General features: G+C 40.2%; 14 protein-coding genes. 3 read left to right on the top strand and 11 right to left on the bottom strand.

Features of this window, described 5'->3' with window-relative positions:
- Window positions 1-76 precede the first annotated feature (76 nt).
- The 3 genes from MSG95_RS12025 to hisIE are packed head-to-tail and all read right to left on the bottom strand — an operon-like array spanning window position 77 to window position 3,759.
- A complete protein-coding gene (locus tag MSG95_RS12025; RefSeq protein WP_077164994.1) occupies window positions 77-1,456 on the bottom strand; it encodes an AAA family ATPase in 1,380 nt (459 codons plus the stop codon).
- Window positions 1,457-1,479: 23 nt separating this feature from the next.
- Complete coding sequence (locus MSG95_RS12030; RefSeq protein ID WP_077164993.1) at window positions 1,480-2,982, bottom strand: UvrD-helicase domain-containing protein; 1,503 nt, start codon at window positions 2,980-2,982, stop codon at window positions 1,480-1,482.
- Window positions 2,983-2,991: 9 nt separating this feature from the next.
- On the bottom strand, window positions 2,992-3,759 hold the full coding sequence (gene hisIE, locus MSG95_RS12035) for a bifunctional phosphoribosyl-AMP cyclohydrolase/phosphoribosyl-ATP diphosphatase HisIE (protein WP_077164992.1): 768 nt from the start codon (window positions 3,757-3,759) through the stop codon (window positions 2,992-2,994).
- Between the two features lie 212 nt (window positions 3,760-3,971).
- Between hisIE and MSG95_RS12040 the strand changes: the two genes are divergently transcribed.
- A complete protein-coding gene (locus tag MSG95_RS12040; protein ID WP_077164991.1) occupies window positions 3,972-4,238 on the top strand; it encodes a hypothetical protein in 267 nt (88 codons plus the stop codon).
- A gap of 1 nt (window position 4,239) precedes the next feature.
- Here MSG95_RS12040 and MSG95_RS12045 read toward each other — a convergent pair whose 3' ends face one another.
- The 6 genes from MSG95_RS12045 to MSG95_RS12070 all read right to left on the bottom strand — a co-directional run bounded on the left by MSG95_RS12045 (window position 4,240) and on the right by MSG95_RS12070 (window position 10,201).
- Window positions 4,240-4,626, bottom strand: coding sequence for a VOC family protein (locus MSG95_RS12045; RefSeq protein ID WP_077164990.1), 387 nt, complete (start codon window positions 4,624-4,626; stop codon window positions 4,240-4,242).
- A 26-nt stretch (window positions 4,627-4,652) separates the two neighbouring features.
- Entirely contained in the window at window positions 4,653-5,966 is a 1,314-nt protein-coding gene (locus MSG95_RS12050; RefSeq protein ID WP_077164989.1) for an FAD-dependent oxidoreductase, read from the bottom strand.
- Window positions 5,967-6,086: 120 nt separating this feature from the next.
- On the bottom strand, window positions 6,087-7,706 hold the full coding sequence (locus MSG95_RS12055) for an ABC1 kinase family protein (RefSeq protein ID WP_004699046.1): 1,620 nt from the start codon (window positions 7,704-7,706) through the stop codon (window positions 6,087-6,089).
- Window positions 7,707-7,718: 12 nt separating this feature from the next.
- Entirely contained in the window at window positions 7,719-8,387 is a 669-nt protein-coding gene (locus MSG95_RS12060) for a ubiquinone biosynthesis accessory factor UbiJ (RefSeq protein ID WP_139344742.1), read from the bottom strand.
- An 11-nt stretch (window positions 8,388-8,398) separates the two neighbouring features.
- A complete protein-coding gene (ubiE, locus tag MSG95_RS12065) occupies window positions 8,399-9,346 on the bottom strand; it encodes a bifunctional demethylmenaquinone methyltransferase/2-methoxy-6-polyprenyl-1,4-benzoquinol methylase UbiE (protein WP_004699042.1) in 948 nt (315 codons plus the stop codon).
- A 147-nt stretch (window positions 9,347-9,493) separates the two neighbouring features.
- Complete coding sequence (locus MSG95_RS12070) at window positions 9,494-10,201, bottom strand: FFLEELY motif protein (RefSeq protein ID WP_019456887.1); 708 nt, start codon at window positions 10,199-10,201, stop codon at window positions 9,494-9,496.
- Between the two features lie 209 nt (window positions 10,202-10,410).
- On the opposite strand from MSG95_RS12070, the gene MSG95_RS12075 reads away from it, so the two are divergent.
- Window positions 10,411-11,829, top strand: a complete 1,419-nt coding sequence (locus tag MSG95_RS12075) for a hypothetical protein (protein WP_004699039.1) — start codon at window positions 10,411-10,413, stop codon at window positions 11,827-11,829.
- Between the two features lie 38 nt (window positions 11,830-11,867).
- Here the strand turns inward: MSG95_RS12075 and MSG95_RS12080 are convergent, their stop codons facing one another.
- The gene (locus MSG95_RS12080; RefSeq protein ID WP_039251189.1) at window positions 11,868-13,172 is read right to left on the bottom strand and encodes an MFS transporter; all 1,305 of its coding nucleotides are present in this window, start codon (window positions 13,170-13,172) and stop codon (window positions 11,868-11,870) included.
- Window positions 13,173-13,354: 182 nt separating this feature from the next.
- A complete protein-coding gene (locus tag MSG95_RS12085; RefSeq protein WP_004699033.1) occupies window positions 13,355-13,867 on the bottom strand; it encodes a hypothetical protein in 513 nt (170 codons plus the stop codon).
- A gap of 170 nt (window positions 13,868-14,037) precedes the next feature.
- Here MSG95_RS12085 and MSG95_RS12090 point away from each other — a divergent pair, with 170 nt between their 5' ends.
- Window positions 14,038-17,673, top strand: coding sequence for an exodeoxyribonuclease V subunit gamma (locus MSG95_RS12090; RefSeq protein ID WP_077164988.1), 3,636 nt, complete (start codon window positions 14,038-14,040; stop codon window positions 17,671-17,673).

Raw genomic sequence — 17,673 nt, forward strand, 5'->3', positions numbered from 1 at the left:
TAAAAACCAGATTTCATCGTATATTTAGCGAATGAGGTTTTTATTATAAAAATTACACTAAATGAATAATAACGTTTTAAAGAGAAGAAGTTTCTTCCGAGGTATCTCCTGTATGAATCATACGTAATAATTCAATTTTTTGCTGTTCATTTAAGCCTTGGATTTGTTGGTACAAACTGTCGATTTGAGTTATTGAAGGTTGAGTATCAAGCGGTAGCGTATCGACATGAGGAACTGTTTCATCTCTTTGCAATAGCGTATAAAGGTGCTCAAGCTGCTGTTGAGTGGTATTTAAATCAAGTTGAGTAACCTTGCCATGTTCTAATTTAAGACATTGGTAGGTAACTGCATGTTCAAGTAATTCTTCACGGCTTCCCGTCACTATAATTTGTAAACGCGGAAAGGCTTGATGCAGACGATGTAAAATTTCAGAACAATGCAGAGCATCTAATTGCGAATCAATCTGGTCAATTAACAAAACTCCTTCACCTTCTAGGCACGGGTTTAGGCTTAATGGATTGAGTAAACAAAGTCTACGAACAATATCACCTACCAAAGCAATCCACGTTTTTGTGGTATTTGAAAGTTGCTGAAACGTTAAAACCTCACCTTGGTAATGCGCCATAAGTTGAAGCTTTGGATGATATTGTAAATAGAGCTCAGAAAGCTCTGGAAAAACCGTTTTTAACGCTGATTTGAGTGCGTATAAGTTTGGTGAGGGTAGTTGCTTTGGTTGTCCTGCCAATTCGATTTGAAGTCGGCGTAAAAGTTCGTCCTGATCTTCTGGATTTGATTGTTGTGAAATAATTTTTTGTACAACATGAGCTGCTTGCGCATTTTCAATATCACTAATTTCACGTAGCCATTCAAAAAAGCGAGTAAACGTTGTAAATGGAATTAAACTAATATCGTAAGCAGAAATAGATTGGGTAATGCCCGGTAGGTTTTTGTTGAGCAAACTTATATCGTTAACAAAACGCTCAGATGGATAATAGGCAAGTAAGGGCAGACCTTGAAGTGGGTCTTTTCTCGTTACTTGATGATAAAGTGCAATGGCTTGATCGAGTTGTTGAGTTTCGACTTGACTCATGCCTATTCCACTCGAATTTAAGGTCTTAAACAGTTTCCAGCTACAAAGTGATGTGTCAGTCTGCTGTGCTGAAGTTGTTTCAGGGAGTTGACCAAACTCTGAAGGAATATGAATACTGACTTCTATTTTAGACTGCAAACGAGAAAGGGTAATGTCTTGATCAGGCATAACCACGCCTGGAGTACGGACATCTTTCAAGCGAGCTGGAAACCATGTTAAGGCATTATAAATATGCTTAAGCAGCATACTTTTTCCGGTTGCCTGTTCACCTAAAATTAAAGTAATTGGTTGTTTATCATATTCAAACTGGATCTTTAGATCATGAAACAGAGCAACATGTTTAAATTGGATAGATTCAAGTCTCATAGGCTCACCTAATTATGAGCGCTTCAACCAACCGACTTTCGAAGACTTAAAGGCGCCCTTACTTTTAATTGTTGTATCAGATCATAAAGATGATGGATGTTTAGACTTACTTTAGCACGAGTACAGGCCACGTAAAGTAATCTTAATTCTTCATCTGTAATCTTGTGTTCTAAGCCATTAATTTTAAATTGATAGTCATCTTCAATATGGACACGATTCCACTCTAGGCCTTTTGCTTTATGGGCGGTAGAAATGACATAGTCAGCTTGTTCAAGTGGAGTGATCTTTGCAAGTGCTTTTTTTAGTGGGTCAGTGCCGTGATCATCTACTAGTTTAACCAAAGGTTTAATGTCACTTCCTTCATTGGTTTCGCAATATTCATGAACATCATGCCATGAGTTAAACCATGCCAACTCGGGAACGTCAGTAACTCGTTTTCCTTGTTTCAAGAGGCTTGCAGCGTCTACAAAACGGTTTAGTTTTTGATGATCCGCCTGCAAACTTACTTTGTCACCATGAACTAAACCAGCTAATAAAAGCTCCATTGCCCGAGCATTGGTACGACACAAAATTGCATCACGCATTTTGGTATGAGGCTTATTGACGACACTTGATTTTTGGTTCGGATTGCCAAGCAGAGGAACTGTCTCATTTAAGCCACCTAGCAAAGCATTGGCAACATCGGCAATTGCCTCTCCAAAACGGAAAGAAGTGGTGAGACGAGATTCCGGCAAGGGCAATTGTTGCATAGCATTAATTGCACCACGCCACGCGTAGATTTGCTGATGTGCATCACCTACATAAATAACCTGCGTACTTTTTTGACGAAGCAAAATCCCCAGCATTAAAGGATCAGCATCTTGGGCTTCATCAAATAAGACATAATCGGCTGGAATGTTAGGTTCAGACAATGCCCAAAGCTTAAGATAAATATCGTGACCAATTCCGGCCTGATGGTTCGGGTCGATAGACTCTAACCAGCGCCGTTCAACAGCAGGGTAAAGGTGGGTTTGTAGCTCGGTAATGTCGTCTGGATGTAACCAGTTGGGTGCCTGAATATGTCGAGGAGCGGGGTATTGTGAGCTAGTCGAACAGAAATAGCTCACCGCATTTGCGACAAGACTTGCGAGGCGACTTGGCATTAAGACGTATTTTTCATAACGCCCACCCATCATACGTCGCAAGGTAATCGGTTCTAGTCGATATTCTTTTGCAATGAAGCTTGGACTTAAGCGCGGCAAGCGTAACTTATCAGTCACACCACGCGGCACACTACGAAACGCGAGCGAGTGGAAAGTACGGCAGTCTACATTGCGATGAAATTTGTTCTGAGCTTCGCCTGCAATGGCCTTGTTAAATGCTAGGTACATACCACGCCGTTCAGGCATGGCATCGCTAATCATTTGTAATGTGGTGGTTTTACCTGTACCCGCATAGGCAATCACTTTAAATGATTGCCCAAGACGTCCATTATCTATGGCAATTGCTTGCTCATAGGTGGCTTTAGGTTTTTCGATATTCGACACTGAGTGATTTTAAACCTTGTTGCGGTTAGCTTTTTCAACTAAACCAGATAAACCCTGACGACGAGCTAATTCGTCAATAATAAGTTGTGGATTAAGATCGAAATAACCCAACATGACAATGCTATGGAACCACAAATCGGCAGTTTCATAAATCAAGTCATTTAAATTGCTTTCTGTATTTTGAGCAGCGTAGTCTTTTGCAGCAATAATAGTTTCTACGCCTTCTTCGCCAACTTTTTCTAAGATTTTATTAATGCCTTTTTTGTAGAGGCTTGCAACATATGAAGTGTCTGCTTCTGCTTGCTTACGCTCTTGCATTAATTGCCCTAAGTGAGCAAGCACATCAACTTGTTCAGTGGTGTGAGCGTGATCGTGGCTTTCAGTTTTAGCTTTGTCACCATAAATTGCAGTAGGGTCTTTTAATTGTGCATCGACAATTTCCCAGCCCTGTGGGGTAAGTTTACGGTAGAAACAAGACTCACGACCTGTATGGCACGCGATACCACCGTGTTGTTCAATTTGTAGAATAATTACGTCGCCGTCACAGTCTAAACGAATTTCATAAACTGTTTGAAAATGGCCTGATTCTTCGCCCTTGTGCCAGAGTTTTTGGCGAGAGCGAGAGAAATACACAGCTTGTTTTTTTTCTGCTGTGAGTGCAAGTGATTCACGGTTCATCCACGCTACCATCAAAATACGTCCGGTTTGATGATGTTGAGCAATGGCAGGGATAAGACCATTGGAATCAAATTTAACTTCATCTAACCAGTTTGACATGAGCGGAAATCCATTGAGTGGAAATGAGCTAGTGTAGCGCTTGTGCTTGGGGTTGGCTATGCTTGTTGTATAAAAAATCGGTTATATGATTTATATGTGAGATAGATATGAGTAACTTATAACTTGAGAGTTGTTTAAATTAATTTTGATTTGTGAAGTCATCGCGATTATAAAATTATCTCAGCATATTATATAACTTGGGAAAATAAATTTTGGAAAAAATAGAAAATTTTGCTTGTCGAGTATGTGGGCTGATACAAGATGACGAGCCGTGGGGTGAAAATGGGGAAAATCCAAACTTTGCTATTTGTAGTTGTTGTGGCACTGAGTTTGGATATGAAGATTGTACTAAAGAGTCCGTAAAAGCAAACCGCAAGAGATGGTTGGAGGCAGGTGCTAATTGGTGGGTATTAAAAGAGAAACCTAAAGATTGGGATATTGAAAAACAATTACAAAATATCCCTGCAAACTATAAATGACTTATAACTTTATGTTGTTTGAAATCTCAATCAAATTTTGATCTGGGTCGCGAATATAAACTGAAAGAATAGGGTGCATTGCACCAGTACGTTCAACAGGACCTTCTTCAATTTGAATATTTAACTGATTAAGGTGTGCAACTACTTCTGAAATGGGAGTTTCTGAAATAAAACACAGGTCGGCAGATCCTGGAGTTGGCTGTAATGCCTTAGGTTCAAATTCTTTGCCCTGCTGGTGTAAATTTATTTTTTGATTTCCAAACTGTAGAGCCTTTCTATCACCTTTAAAAGTGATGACCTCAAACCCTAATACGGTTTGATAGAAATTACATGTATTTTCAATACTAGCAACAGTTAAAACTAAATGATCAAGATGGCTAATTTTCATGTGCTACTCACAAGTATTTAATAGGGTTAATAATCAGATAGAGATTCATTTTTTAAATGAAACGCACTGCTTTCTTTAGGTGTTTGAGCGACTTGATCATAATCAAGTTGTTGAAACGGACTAGTCTTTAAACCTGAAATTGTGATGGCCATTTCCTTTCGAAAATAGGGAATTTGATACATCCACGGAAAAACAAGGTCTCTTAAAATTCCAGTCCACCAATAATCAGATTGATAAAGTGGTGTTAATAAGCGACTGAGAAATTGATAAAACTGGGTGGATGAGCGGCGAAGCTGGTGATAGTGCTGCCAGAGCAGAGGCCAGTCAATATTCTGGTTCTTCTTGGCACGTTGTAATGATTGAGAAAAAGCCCAAGCATCTAATAACGCCATATTTGCGCCTTGCCCTAACTGTGGACTCATTGCATGAGCTGCATCTCCAATTACCCCGATTCTTCCTTGACCAAATTGAGTCATGACGACATCACGATAGTTTGCAGATAACCATTTAGGCTGAGTTTGACTATTATACAAAATTTCTTTTAGCCATTCTGCCACTTTGGGCCATCGCTCTGAGACTTGCTTTAACCAAGCCTGCTTGGCTTGTTCATCTTGTAAAAAGCTTTGTAATTGTGGGGTAGGTAAGCTCCAAAATATACTCGAAAGGCGCTGTTGGGGTTCTGCTGGAATGGCTCCTGTAGGAAGAATTCCCATCATAATTTTCGAGCGATCATAAAATTGATGCAGAATTTCAGAATCGAGGACTTGGCATTCAGGTACGATACACCACGCCGCTCCCCATGGATAAGCTTTGTCAATCTTTACCCATGCTTTGGGGCGTAACTGGCTACGAGCACCATTGGCAATGAGTAGGCCATCAAAGCAAGCATCAAACTTTTGGTTTTGATGGCTGCCAAATATCCGAACTTCATCGTTATGTTCTTCAAAACTTTCAATAGAATGGTTCATACACCAAGTAATCTGGCTTGAATACTCGCTAAGCTTTTGAGTGAGTACATGACATAAAGTGGCACGGTGTATACCTAAACCATAAAGATTTGCTGATGCTTCGTGATAATGACTGTTAACTAAAAGGCGCTTATCCGGAAGTTGTCCTTCTAGGCCCGTGACTCTCGCACCTAAGGTTAAGGCTTTGTCGAGTACACCTAAATGTTCAAATACAGCTAAGCCCGCAGGTTGTAGTAATAATCCAGCACCTACCGGAGATAACTCATCAACTTGTTCAAAAATAGTAACGTTATTGCCTTCTCGGGCAAGCAAAATGGCAGTGGCTAAACCTGCTGTACCTGCCCCGATAATAGCAAAATGAGGTATTTTCATTGTTTGTTCTTTTCAAGCATTTATGAATGTTAATTTAGCAATGAACGAATAAGCGATCTATATTTTTTAAAAATTAAAGTTGGCCATAAAAAAACCTTGCACTTGCAAGGGTTTTAGAACTTATTTCAATATACGCCAAAGCGCTAATAAACTGCTTAGCACAATTAAAATAATAGAAACAAACCAAGGGCTAATAATCGCGATGGTGAGCAAAATCAGCATGGTACTGCCAAATATCCAACTGCGGCGTTGTTGATGTTCCATTTGCAAACGAAGTTGCTGCATTTCGCGTAACTGACGGTCTTGCCAAGCAGACTGATTTTTTAAACCATTTAAACTATCAACAATTAAGCTTGGGAAGTCTTGGGCACCTAAAAGCAGGTCAGGTAGTTGCTGCCCTAACTCTTTTATATTTTTGACTGGGTTCATGTTGGCTTTGACCCATTCAGTCAAAATAGGTTTTGCCAATTTCCAGATGTCGAGCTGCGGATAAAGATCGGTCCCTAGACCTTCGACATGCACTAAAGTCTTGAGCAACAACATGAGTTGAGGTGGAATTTCTAAATGGAAGCGACGGGCAATATCCATTACTTGAATCAAGATACCTGCAAAATCAAGTTGATCCATTGGTTTAGATACCATTGGACCCACTGTGCGACGCATTTCACGAGATAACGCATCTTGGTCTGTACCCGGTGGAATCCAGCCAGCTTGATGCACAATTTGAATGAGCTGCATAAAGTTGCTGTTCATGACAGCAAGTAACATGCGGGCAATGGTCATTTGGTCATGCTTAGATAACTCGCCCATAATTGCACAGTCGAGTGCAATAAAGCGTGGATTGCTTGGGTTAATTGTTTCTACAAAGACATTGCCGGGATGCATGTCAGCATGGAAAAAGTTATCGCGGAATACTTGCGTAAAGAAAATGGTTAATCCTTTTTCTGCAAGTTGTGCGCGGTCCATGCCTAGACGGTCAAAGGTTGCCGTGTCTGAAATAGGAACACCTGTAATGCGCTCTGCTACCATGACATCTTTGGTGTCCATGTAGACTTCAGGTACGTACATCATGGTTGAGCCAGTAAAGTAATGGCGCATACGACGAGTGTTGTCTGCTTCGATACTCAAGTCCAGCTCATTTAAAATAATCTGGCGGTAGTCTTGAATAATTTCAGAGAGATGTAAGGCACGAGCAGCTTCAAGGCGACTTTCTAGTGTGTTGCCTAACCATGCCAAAATCTCAAAGTCTTGCAAAATTTGATTACGAATGTCAGGGCGAGTCACTTTAACAACGACTTCTCGACCATCGTGCAAAGCAGCAGTATGAACTTGTGCAATTGAAGCAGCCGCTAATGGCTGGTCATCAAATCGTGCAAACAAGGTATTTACATCAGCTTTTAATGATTCTTGAATACGTTGTTTGGCAACATTGCTATCAAAAGGTTTGACTTGATCTTGAAGTAAGACCAATTGAGCGAGTATTTCAGGTGGAATTAAATCACGTCGAGTTGAAAGTAATTGTCCAAGTTTGATTGCAAGTGGCCCCATCTCTTCTAAAGCTTCTTTGAGCTTTAAAGGATTTTTACGTTCGCGACTCGACCATGCAGCAGGATGCATTTTAATAACACTTAATGCACGCTGAGCTTTAACAGGTAATTCATCCGCAGGGAATAACGTATCGAGTCTATAGTGCGCTGCAATACGCCAAAGTTCGAGTAAACGTGAAACGTGCGGAATCATATACAGTCTTACCTAGTCTTGAGTGGGTTGTAGTTGTGCATTGAGCTGCTGCAATTTAGCTTCTAGACGGTCAATATCTTGATTAAGCTTACGCGTAGCTTGATTTAAATTGTCCATTTCCCAACGTGGGGCAAATAAACCACTGTCTTCTTTTAAAGCATCTTCAGCAAAAAATAGATGGCTTTGAAGAGAACGTTTTAAATGCTTTGGTGCAAGCTGAATCTTGCCAATTTCATGAGCGAGTTGAGGACCAACCCATTTTGATAAATGCGCAGCTAAATCAGGTTCAGCTTGCTGCATAATTTTTTGAATATCTTGTAATAGGTGATAGTCACCTTCTAGTGGGATATTACCAATCTGGTCTGCATCACTCACCAATAGTTTGATGAGTTCAACCACATCTTTGATATGCAAAGTTGCTGTTGCTTCAGAAATTTTGAATTGCGGATCAAAAGGGCGTTGTTCAAAAATAGAAGGTTTTTCGCTATGCCCAGTTGCAGTAGGTTCAAGACGTACTTTTTCTTGGTCAAAGAATACATCGACAGAAAGCTGCGGGCTATCAATCACAACACGCAACATTTTGCCCTGTAACTGATTGAGCTGAATGCGGGTTAATGCATCCAGATCGATCAGATGATGAATGATACGTTCGACTGCACCAAGTGCCAGAATCGACCACATATCGCTATACCTTACAGTTTGAAGCCACGGTGAACGGCAACGATACCAGCAGTTAAGTTGTGATAGTCACAGTTCTGGAAACCAGCATTTTCCATCATACCTTTTAAAGTACGTTGGTCTGGGTGCATACGAATTGATTCAGCCAAGTACTTATAGCTTTCTGAGTCATTGGCAACCAATTTACCCATAATCGGTAAAGCAGTGAATGAATAAAGATCATAAAGTTTTGAGAATGGCTCAAATACAGGCTTAGAGAATTCAAGAATCAGTAAACGACCACCTGGCTTAAGTACACGGAACATAGAAGCAAGTGCTGCATCTTTATCAGTTACGTTACGTAAACCAAAGCTAATAGTAACAAGGTCAAAGCTGTTGTCTGCAAATGGCTCTAATGTTTCTGCATTGGCAAGAACGAAATCGACATTGGTACAGCCTGCATCAATTAGACGGTCACGACCAACATTCAGCATAGACTCGTTAATGTCTGAAAGTACCACATGACCTTGCGGACCTACTTCACGACTAAATACTTTTGCTAAGTCACCTGTACCGCCAGCAATGTCTAATACGTGTTGACCACGGCGAACACCAGACATATTAATTGCAAAGCGCTTCCATAGACGGTGAATACCAAATGACATCAAGTCATTCATAAGGTCATATTTGCTTGCAACCGAGTGAAAAACTTCAGCAACTTTTTGAGCTTTATCTTCAGTTCTAACTGTTGAGTAACCAAAGTGTGTTGTTTCACCAACGTTGCCAGTGTTACCTGCGCCACGTGGTAAATTATATTTAGGTACAGAACCACTAACAGGTGTATCTGTTAGTGTTTGCTGTAAAGATTGTTGTTGCCCTTGAGGTGTACCTTGCGGTAAAGGTGAGCTTAGGAATGGGCTAACTTTGTCTGAACTTTGTGCCTGCTCAGTTGGAGATGTTGGCTTTTGGTTTTCGTTAGACATATTGTCTCTCCTAGACTCAAACTCAAGTGAAACGGAATAAGTTCTGCATGATGACAGATTTTGTCTATTTTTACAGGCATCATCATGCAAATATAATGAATAAAATCTCAACTTCGTGAGGTTGAGTTTTTCTATGTGCCGACCTTATCACACTCTAAACGGATTCGGATGCCCTGAATGTACATTTTCAACAATTTGGCGTTCTTTTTCCGTAAAAGTCTTGATAAAGCTCTCGGCAGATTTTAACGGTTTCATCGCACTAAAACCATCTTGAATAAAATCATACATCAATTCGAAATGATATTTTTGAGCAATTCCTTTACACATTTTAAATGCAGTGAACATCATAAATGAACGCATGTATTTATCTAAAGCGATCCCTAGATCGTCAAGAAGAGCAAGCTGTTGATAACGGGCTTCTGCTTGATCAAGCTTGATTAAGGTCAAGCGCATGATCTCGTCGGTGAGTACGGTATCTGCTGGGTAGTCTGCGAGAAGTTGCATGGCAACTTGCTCATCAAGTTGAGTTGCAAGCACAGCCAAACTTACCGATTTAGTTCCGGTTTTAATCGCATTTTCAGGCAATACTTTTTCGGCTTTATGGGCATATTTCAATAAGCGTTCAATTTGTGCAGCAAGCGCATCGAACTCTGGACCACCATATAAACGGTTTAAAAAATACTCTGACATGAGCTTATGCTCTGGCAAATTAAAAAAGTCATGATGGGTATCTTTCATCCGCTCTTTTAGCCATGTTTGTACATCTTGCAAACGTTGGGCAAGCACAGGATTATCATGATAATTAAATGTTTTATATTGTTGTAAAAGATCATCAAAAGCAGCGAGTTTAGACATGTAAGGCTCTAATATTGGGCTATTTACAAAAAATCATAAGAGGCATTGTAACCTTCTACTATGGCGAGTAGATGTAAAAAAAATGATTTATGCGTCAATTTTTAAGTGAAATCTTGCTGCAATGACATAATTTGTATAGCAATTCATCATTTAAGCGCATAAGTTAAAGATCATCGAAATTAAACAATAAAAGATTAGAGCTCCAGACTATGAGTAAACAACAACCGAAATTCGAAATTCGAGATAAAGAACAGCTTTCAGTCGATTTGATTGAAGCACAATATGCTTTAAAAGATAGTCGAGGTAAGCCTAATGCTAAAAGTACATTGATATTAATGAGTGGTATTGAGCTTGCTGGAAAGGGGGAAGCAGTTAAGCAGCTTCGCGAATGGTTAGACCCGAGATATTTGCGGGTAAAAGCAGATGCGCCACGTATGCTCACCGATACAGAAGCATTTTGGCAGTTTTATTCAGAATTTATTCCAACTGAAGGCCAAATTGTGGTGATGTTTGGTAATTGGTATAGCGACTTGCTTGTCACAGCAACTCATGTTGCAGAGCCTTTGGATGAGGCACGTTTTGATGCGTATGTTGAAAATATGCGTTCATTTGAACAAGACCTAAAAAATAATTATGTCGATGTGATTAAAGTTTGGTTTGATCTTTCTTGGAAATCATTGCAAAAACGGTTAGATAAAATAGACCCTTCTGAACAGCACTGGCATAAACTCCACGGCTTAGACTGGCGTAATAAAAAACAATATGACACTTTGCAAAATTTACGCCGACGTTTTACCGATGATTGGTACATTATTGATGGGGAAGATGAAACACAACGTGATCAGTTTTTTGCCCAATATCTTTTGCAAAATATGCGTGATTTACCTGAGCACGAAAGTGAAGTCAAAGGAAAATGGCAGCAAGCAAAGATTCCTGAAAGTTTGTTAAAACCTGCTCAGGAAAAGCTTGATAAAGCCGAATATAAAAAAGAGCTTGATAAACTGAGTAAAAGAATTGCAGATAGCATGCGCTTTGATAAACGAAATGTGGTAATTGCGTTTGAAGGAATGGATGCCGCAGGTAAAGGTGGTGCCATTAAACGAATTGTTAAAAATTTAGATCCGCGTGAATATGAAATTCACTGTATTGGAGCTCCTGAACGCTTTGAAGCGAGACATCCTTATTTATGGCGTTTCTGGAACCGTATTAATGAAGCTGAAAAAATTACGATTTTTGACCGGACATGGTATGGTCGCGTACTCGTTGAGCGAGTTGAAGAGTTTGCGTCACCTTTAGAGTGGCAAAGGGCATATGATGAGATTAACCGCTTCGAAAAAGATTTGTTTGATAGTCAAACCATTGTTGTGAAAATTTGGCTAGCGATTAGTAAAGATGAGCAAGAACAGCGTTTTAAAGCCAGAGAAGAGACACCGCATAAACGCTTTAAAATTACCGCAGAAGACTGGCGTAATCGTGATAAATGGGATGACTATTTAAAAGCAGCGGCAGATATGTTTGAACGAACGAGCACTGAGTATGCACCTTGGCATATTGTTGCGACTGATGACAAATATACAGCTCGGTTAGAGGTGTTAAGAGCGATTTTAAAACAGTTAAAGGCAGACTAAGGTCTCCTTTAACTGTTTAAATATTACTGCTTATTTGATTATGCAAGTTGATCCTTGATTGATGGGGATTCTATAGCAAGAGTTTTCCGATTGCGAAATACAATAAGCGTTGCAATTAAACTAATGATTGCGGCAAACATTAACCAGAAAGCAGGCATACTTTTGCTGCCAGATTCTTGTACAAGATATGTGGCAATCATAGGCGTTAACCCACCAAATATAGAAGTGGCAAGACTATACGCTACAGAGAACCCAGCAATTCTTACAGAGCTTGGCATCATTTCAGTGAGGGAAACGACCAATGCGCCGTTATAGAAACTATAGAGCAGAGATAGCCAAAGTAGTGAAATTAACATGTGTGCCAAACTAATGTTTTGAGTCAGCCAGCTTAATAGCGGATAAGCACTTATAAAAATTAAAACTGTTGTGGTAATCAATAATGGTTTTCGACCAATTTTATCTGATAAATAACCACCTATAGGTAATAGAATAAAGTTACTTGCCCCGACCATTACCGTTGCAAATAAGCTTTCTGCAGTTGTTAAATGTAGAACTTCTTTTCCATAAGTTGGGGTGTAAACTGTAATGAAATAGAACATGGTTGTAGTTGTTGCAACCATACACATTCCAACGACTACAATTTTCCAATTCGCTGCAAGCGTTGACATAATTTGTTTAGTAGTTGGATGCTCTTTTCGAGAGGCAAAAGCTTCGGTTTCGGCTAAAGATTTACGTAACCAGAATATAAACGGAATAATTGCACAACCGACAAAAAATGGAATACGCCAAGCCCAAGCATCAACTTGTGCTTTCGTAAATGCTAGGCTGACTAAATAGCCTAATGTGGCAGCAAAAATTACAGCAACTTGTTGGCTAGCAGATTGCCAACTGGTAATAAACCCACGGTTATGTGGTTCAGCAATTTCAGATAAATAAACGGAGACACCACCTAGCTCAACTCCAGCTGAGAAACCTTGGGCTAGACGACCAACAAATATTAAGACAGTGGCTGCAAAGCCGATGGTGGCATATCCGGGTGTTAATGCAATTAACAAGGAACCAAGTGCCATAATACTTAAGGTGACCATTAATCCTTTTCGGCGGCCAATTCGATCGACATATGGGCCTAAGACGAGTGCGCCAATTGGTCGCATCAAAAAGCTAACGGCAAATACCAAAAAAGTTTTCATTAGTGCGGCATAGCTGCTATCAGAATGAAAAAAAGTTTCACCTATCGCTTTTGCATATAGACCGAAGAGGAAAAAGTCATATTGTTCTAGGAAGTTACCACTGGTTACATTAAAAATGGCACGTAAACGGGATGTTGATTGTCCATATTCCACAATGACTCTCCGTATTTCATTTGGCATTGTAGACTGAATAATAGACTTTTAAACTTTAGTAAAACTTAAAAAAATAAGTGAAGATTACAGTTTTTAACATATCTTTTGTTTTATTGTGTAAATTTTAAAAGCAAAAAATAAGGCACAGTCACGTGCCTTAAAAAAATTACGATAGGATTGTATTAACTCTCAAGTACTGTTGAGTTGATTCCCTTTTGTTGAATGCGTTTAGCAAGGTTGTAGCTATCATTTAGATGAGTTTGGGCTATTTTTTTCATCATAAAATAACCTAAACTTGCTGCAACAATTTGTCCGCCTAATGGTATAAATTTGGTTACTTGTTTAGTGACGATTTTGCCAAAGAAACCATTAAAGGTTTTTTTAACGGTTGTACGCGCGACCATAAAACCTGAAAATTGAAAGCCACGTTTACGCAATTCATCCCAATGAATGGTTTTTGTTTTTGGATCATAGACGCTGACATGTTCAGGTGCTAAGCCAAAGCGAGCATTAATATCGGGAATAAGCTGTGTCAAAATTCCCAAATCTACGACCACGTCAAAAAAAGGAATCGGTACAATTGCTGCACCAGCAGACACGTAAGCTCTTTTCTGAATGAGATCGTGGCACTCATCGCGAATTTGTTCCAGATTTAGGCTAGGATCAATATAGTCAGGAATGTTATCAATTTTCATAATGTTTACCTGTAATGGGTTCCTTAATGGTGCCTTCCAAACACAAGGCAAGTGACACCTAAAGTTAGATTATGCTGTGTTTAAACCAACGTGACATAGTCAGATTCAGTTGTATAGTAATGAATGTTTATGATTTTGTGCATAAATTATGCGAGTAGGGTATGAAATAAATGGGCATCCATGTTATTCAAAGTCAACGTATTGATGTGTTGTTGCAGGGCGTACTGGCATCTACGTCCCAACCTTCTACGCATCCTTTACAGGTTTTGAAAGCCCAGCATTTTATTGTACCTAGTCCTGCAGTTGAGCAGTGGCTTATACAAAAACTTGCAGAACAACAAGGAATGACAGCCAATTACCAGTTCCATCAGCGAGTTCGCGGTTTTCAGTGGTACGCCTATCAACAGGTTCTTACCGCGCATAAAGAACAGGTTCGTAAAGCGAATATTCCACGCCTGATTTTTAAATGGCGTGTACATCAGGCATTACAAGAGTTTATTCAGCCTGATGAAATGAGTATAGATGACTCACATCCATTACATTCTATTGTTCAGCGTATTTACGACAGTGCAGATCGACTTGAACAAGGGATTGAGAAACAGCTAAAAAAACAAAAAATGTTGTATTGGGTGGCTGAGCAGGTTGCCGATTTATTTAGTAATTACATGGTTTATCGGGGACAGTGCCAACGTGGGTGTGAAAATACCTGTACTTGTCCAAATAACTGGTTAGCAGCGTGGGGACAAGGCCGAGCACTCGATATCGAAAAGTATATTGCGCAGAAAGATAAAGAAATTTCTGCTTTTACTTTGCAGCAAACACAAGAGTTAGAACGTTGGCAGCGCTGGTTATGGCAGCAGCATTTTCATGATGATTTTATGCAAATGCAGCAAATTGACGAGCTGTTTTGGCAGGAATTAGACCATCCTGAGCGCCAGAAGAAGGCATTATCTCGTTTGCCAGAGCAAATTGTCGTTTTTACTTTGCTAGATTTACCGCCTAGCCAGCTTCAATTTTTGCGCCGTTTAGGGCAATACATTGATGTTTTGATTTTGCACTATAACCCTTCACAAGAATATTGGGCCGATAGTGTCGATCCTCTGTGGAAACAGCATTATGATTTAGGTGTGAAAGAGCGTTTTATTGCGAAAAATCCTCAAGCGACCGATGCTGAAATTGCCGATTTTTTTGATAAATTTACGCTTAACTTTAATGCTGAGGCGCGTGAGTCGAGACATCCACTTTTAACAAGATTGGGCAAACAAGCCCGCGATCACTTCTCATTACTTTCGAACCTGTCTACAGGTGAGGAGGGTAAATGGGTCGACGCCTTTGTAGATGATTTTCCTGAGAGTCTACTTGGCAAAGTTCAGTCAGATATTTTGCATTTGGTGGAACCACAGCCTAAGCAATATGAACTCGCATCGAATGATGACTCTATCCAGATTCATGTTTGCCACTCAACATTGCGCCAACTTGAAGTATTAAAAGAGCAATTGATTGGCTGGTTGGCTAAATCGCATGAACAGCCGTGTCGTCCAAATGATATTCTGGTTTTAGTGCCTAATTTGGCAGAAGTTGAGCCTTTAATACGAAGTGTTTTTCCAGCTACGGCAACTGAGCAAGGCGTGCATTTGCCTGTCAAAATAGCAGGGATTGCCTCACTTGATGCACTTAATGCATGGCGTGCCGTGATTGGGCGTATTCACCTTATGCAAGGACGATTTAGCTTTGATGATTTCGCTGACTGGCTTGGTTTACATGCGACGCAGCAGCGCTATGCTCTTGAATATGCTCAAGTAGAGCGAGTTTTGGCATTACTGGCCGATGCAGGGTTTAAACGTGGTCTTGATGCAGAGCATCTGAAACGTAGCTTATGTGACGGCGATGATGATTATCGGTATAGTTTTAAATTTGCTTTAGAGCGGTTAGCGCTCGGCATTGCAATTCCCGAACACGCTACATTTAATCAGGTACTTAGTTACGCTAAAGTTCAACCAGGCGATTTTGAGCTTGTTGGTACGCTCATTCAGATTTATCAAGATTTAAATGAGCGCCGTGACTGGCTCATTATGCATGAGCAAAGAAAAGTTCATACCGTAGAATACTGGCTGCAAGTGTTGTCGCAAGATATAGTCGAGTTTGAACAGGCTGGTGTGGCTGCTTTAAAAACTGCTCGGGAAATTGTAAAAAAACAAGAGCGTATGTTAACACTTGCAAGTTACTATGCCGAGGCAGAAACAGGTACCTTACGTAAAATTACCTTGCCTTTGCCTTATATCCTCGATGAGATTCAGCGAACTTTAGAAAACCAGACGGCACAAGCTGAACCAACTGGACAGATTACCTTTGCTCAGATTGGACAAATTCGTCCTTTGCCTTATCGCTTAATTGTGATGTTGAACCTTGATGCAGGGCAGTTTCCAAACCGTGATACGCATGTACCATTTGATTTGATGGATGCCTTACGTCAACAACTCGGTGATCGTTCCCGTCTTGAGGATGACCAAGGCGCTTTCTTAGATGCCTTACTTTTAGCCCAAGAAAATCTATGGCTGTTTTATAACGGTTTTGATGTCAATGACGGTGAGGTGAGAGATCCTTCTAGTATTCTTCAAGAGTTCCGTGAGCATCTTGCGCTTATTGTAAAACCGGAGCCAAATGCACCTGAGCGTGAAGTCATTGAAGGCATTGAAATTCCGTCTCAATTAAAACAGCTCTACCATTTACATTATTTACAGCCGTTTGACCCGAAGGGTTTTATGGCCGAGAACAACTATATTCGCTACCAAGATCACTGGTTTAATGTAGCTATGCAAATTCAGCAAGCATCTGGTGTTCTTAAGCCTTGGGCAAATACATCTTATCCTTTAGAAATACCTGACATGTTGGTTTTAGACAGCCATCAGTGGATACAGGATGTGACTTTCCCCGCACGCTTATATTTAAAAACTTTAGGTGTAGAAAACTTAGGAACTGTTGGGGAGTTAGATCAGAACGAACCTTTGCTTTTAGATGGTTTAGGCCGTTATACCATTCGACATTTTTTACAGCAAAACGAACAGCAGGCACAGCCTGAAGCTCTACTTGATCAGTTGCCTGTAGGCAAAGTTCAATATAGTGCTTGGCAACAAGGCGTTTTTGAACAGGAATGTTTGCTTGAACGTCTTCATCATTATGTACCAGCCGTGACACAAACCACGCAGCGAGTCTGGCGAATTGCCAAACAGCTGCACATGAATATTACAGTGCCAAAATCTGAAACTCAGGATTGGGTAAGTATGGAAGCATCAAGTGCTCGGGCCAAAAGACGTGCAAAAGTCTGGTTAGAGTACCTGCTTTGGTTGGCCTATTTAAATGAGGGAAGTGCAGGAGCTGAAAGACGCCGTATAGTGGTTTTTAGTGATCAAACCGTAATCTGTAAAGGTATTAGTTCGGAGCAAGCTCGGCAGTCTTTACAACCGTGGTTTAAGATCTGGCGTTATGCTCAACAGCAACCACTGGTGCTACCAGCAGCTTTAATGCTAAAGCCTCTGGAAAAAGCCAAGGCATATCAGTGGGAAATAACAAATCCGACAGAAAAAATAAAACTGGATGAGAAGAGCTATACCGAGCTGTTAAAATACTGGAATGAAACTGGGTCATTTACCGCTATCGATATGACTCAAAATGAAGCGTGTAAGTTACATAAGGACTGGCGTTTTATTTTGCAAGAACAAGATGCACAAGCATTGCTTCAACACGCTTGTGATGAGTTTGCATATGATTTGTATCATCCAGTTTTTCAATTTCAATATTCGGAGTAA

This window comes from Acinetobacter sp. IK23, assembly GCF_035615275.1.
Taxonomy (GTDB): domain Bacteria; phylum Pseudomonadota; class Gammaproteobacteria; order Pseudomonadales; family Moraxellaceae; genus Acinetobacter; species Acinetobacter seifertii.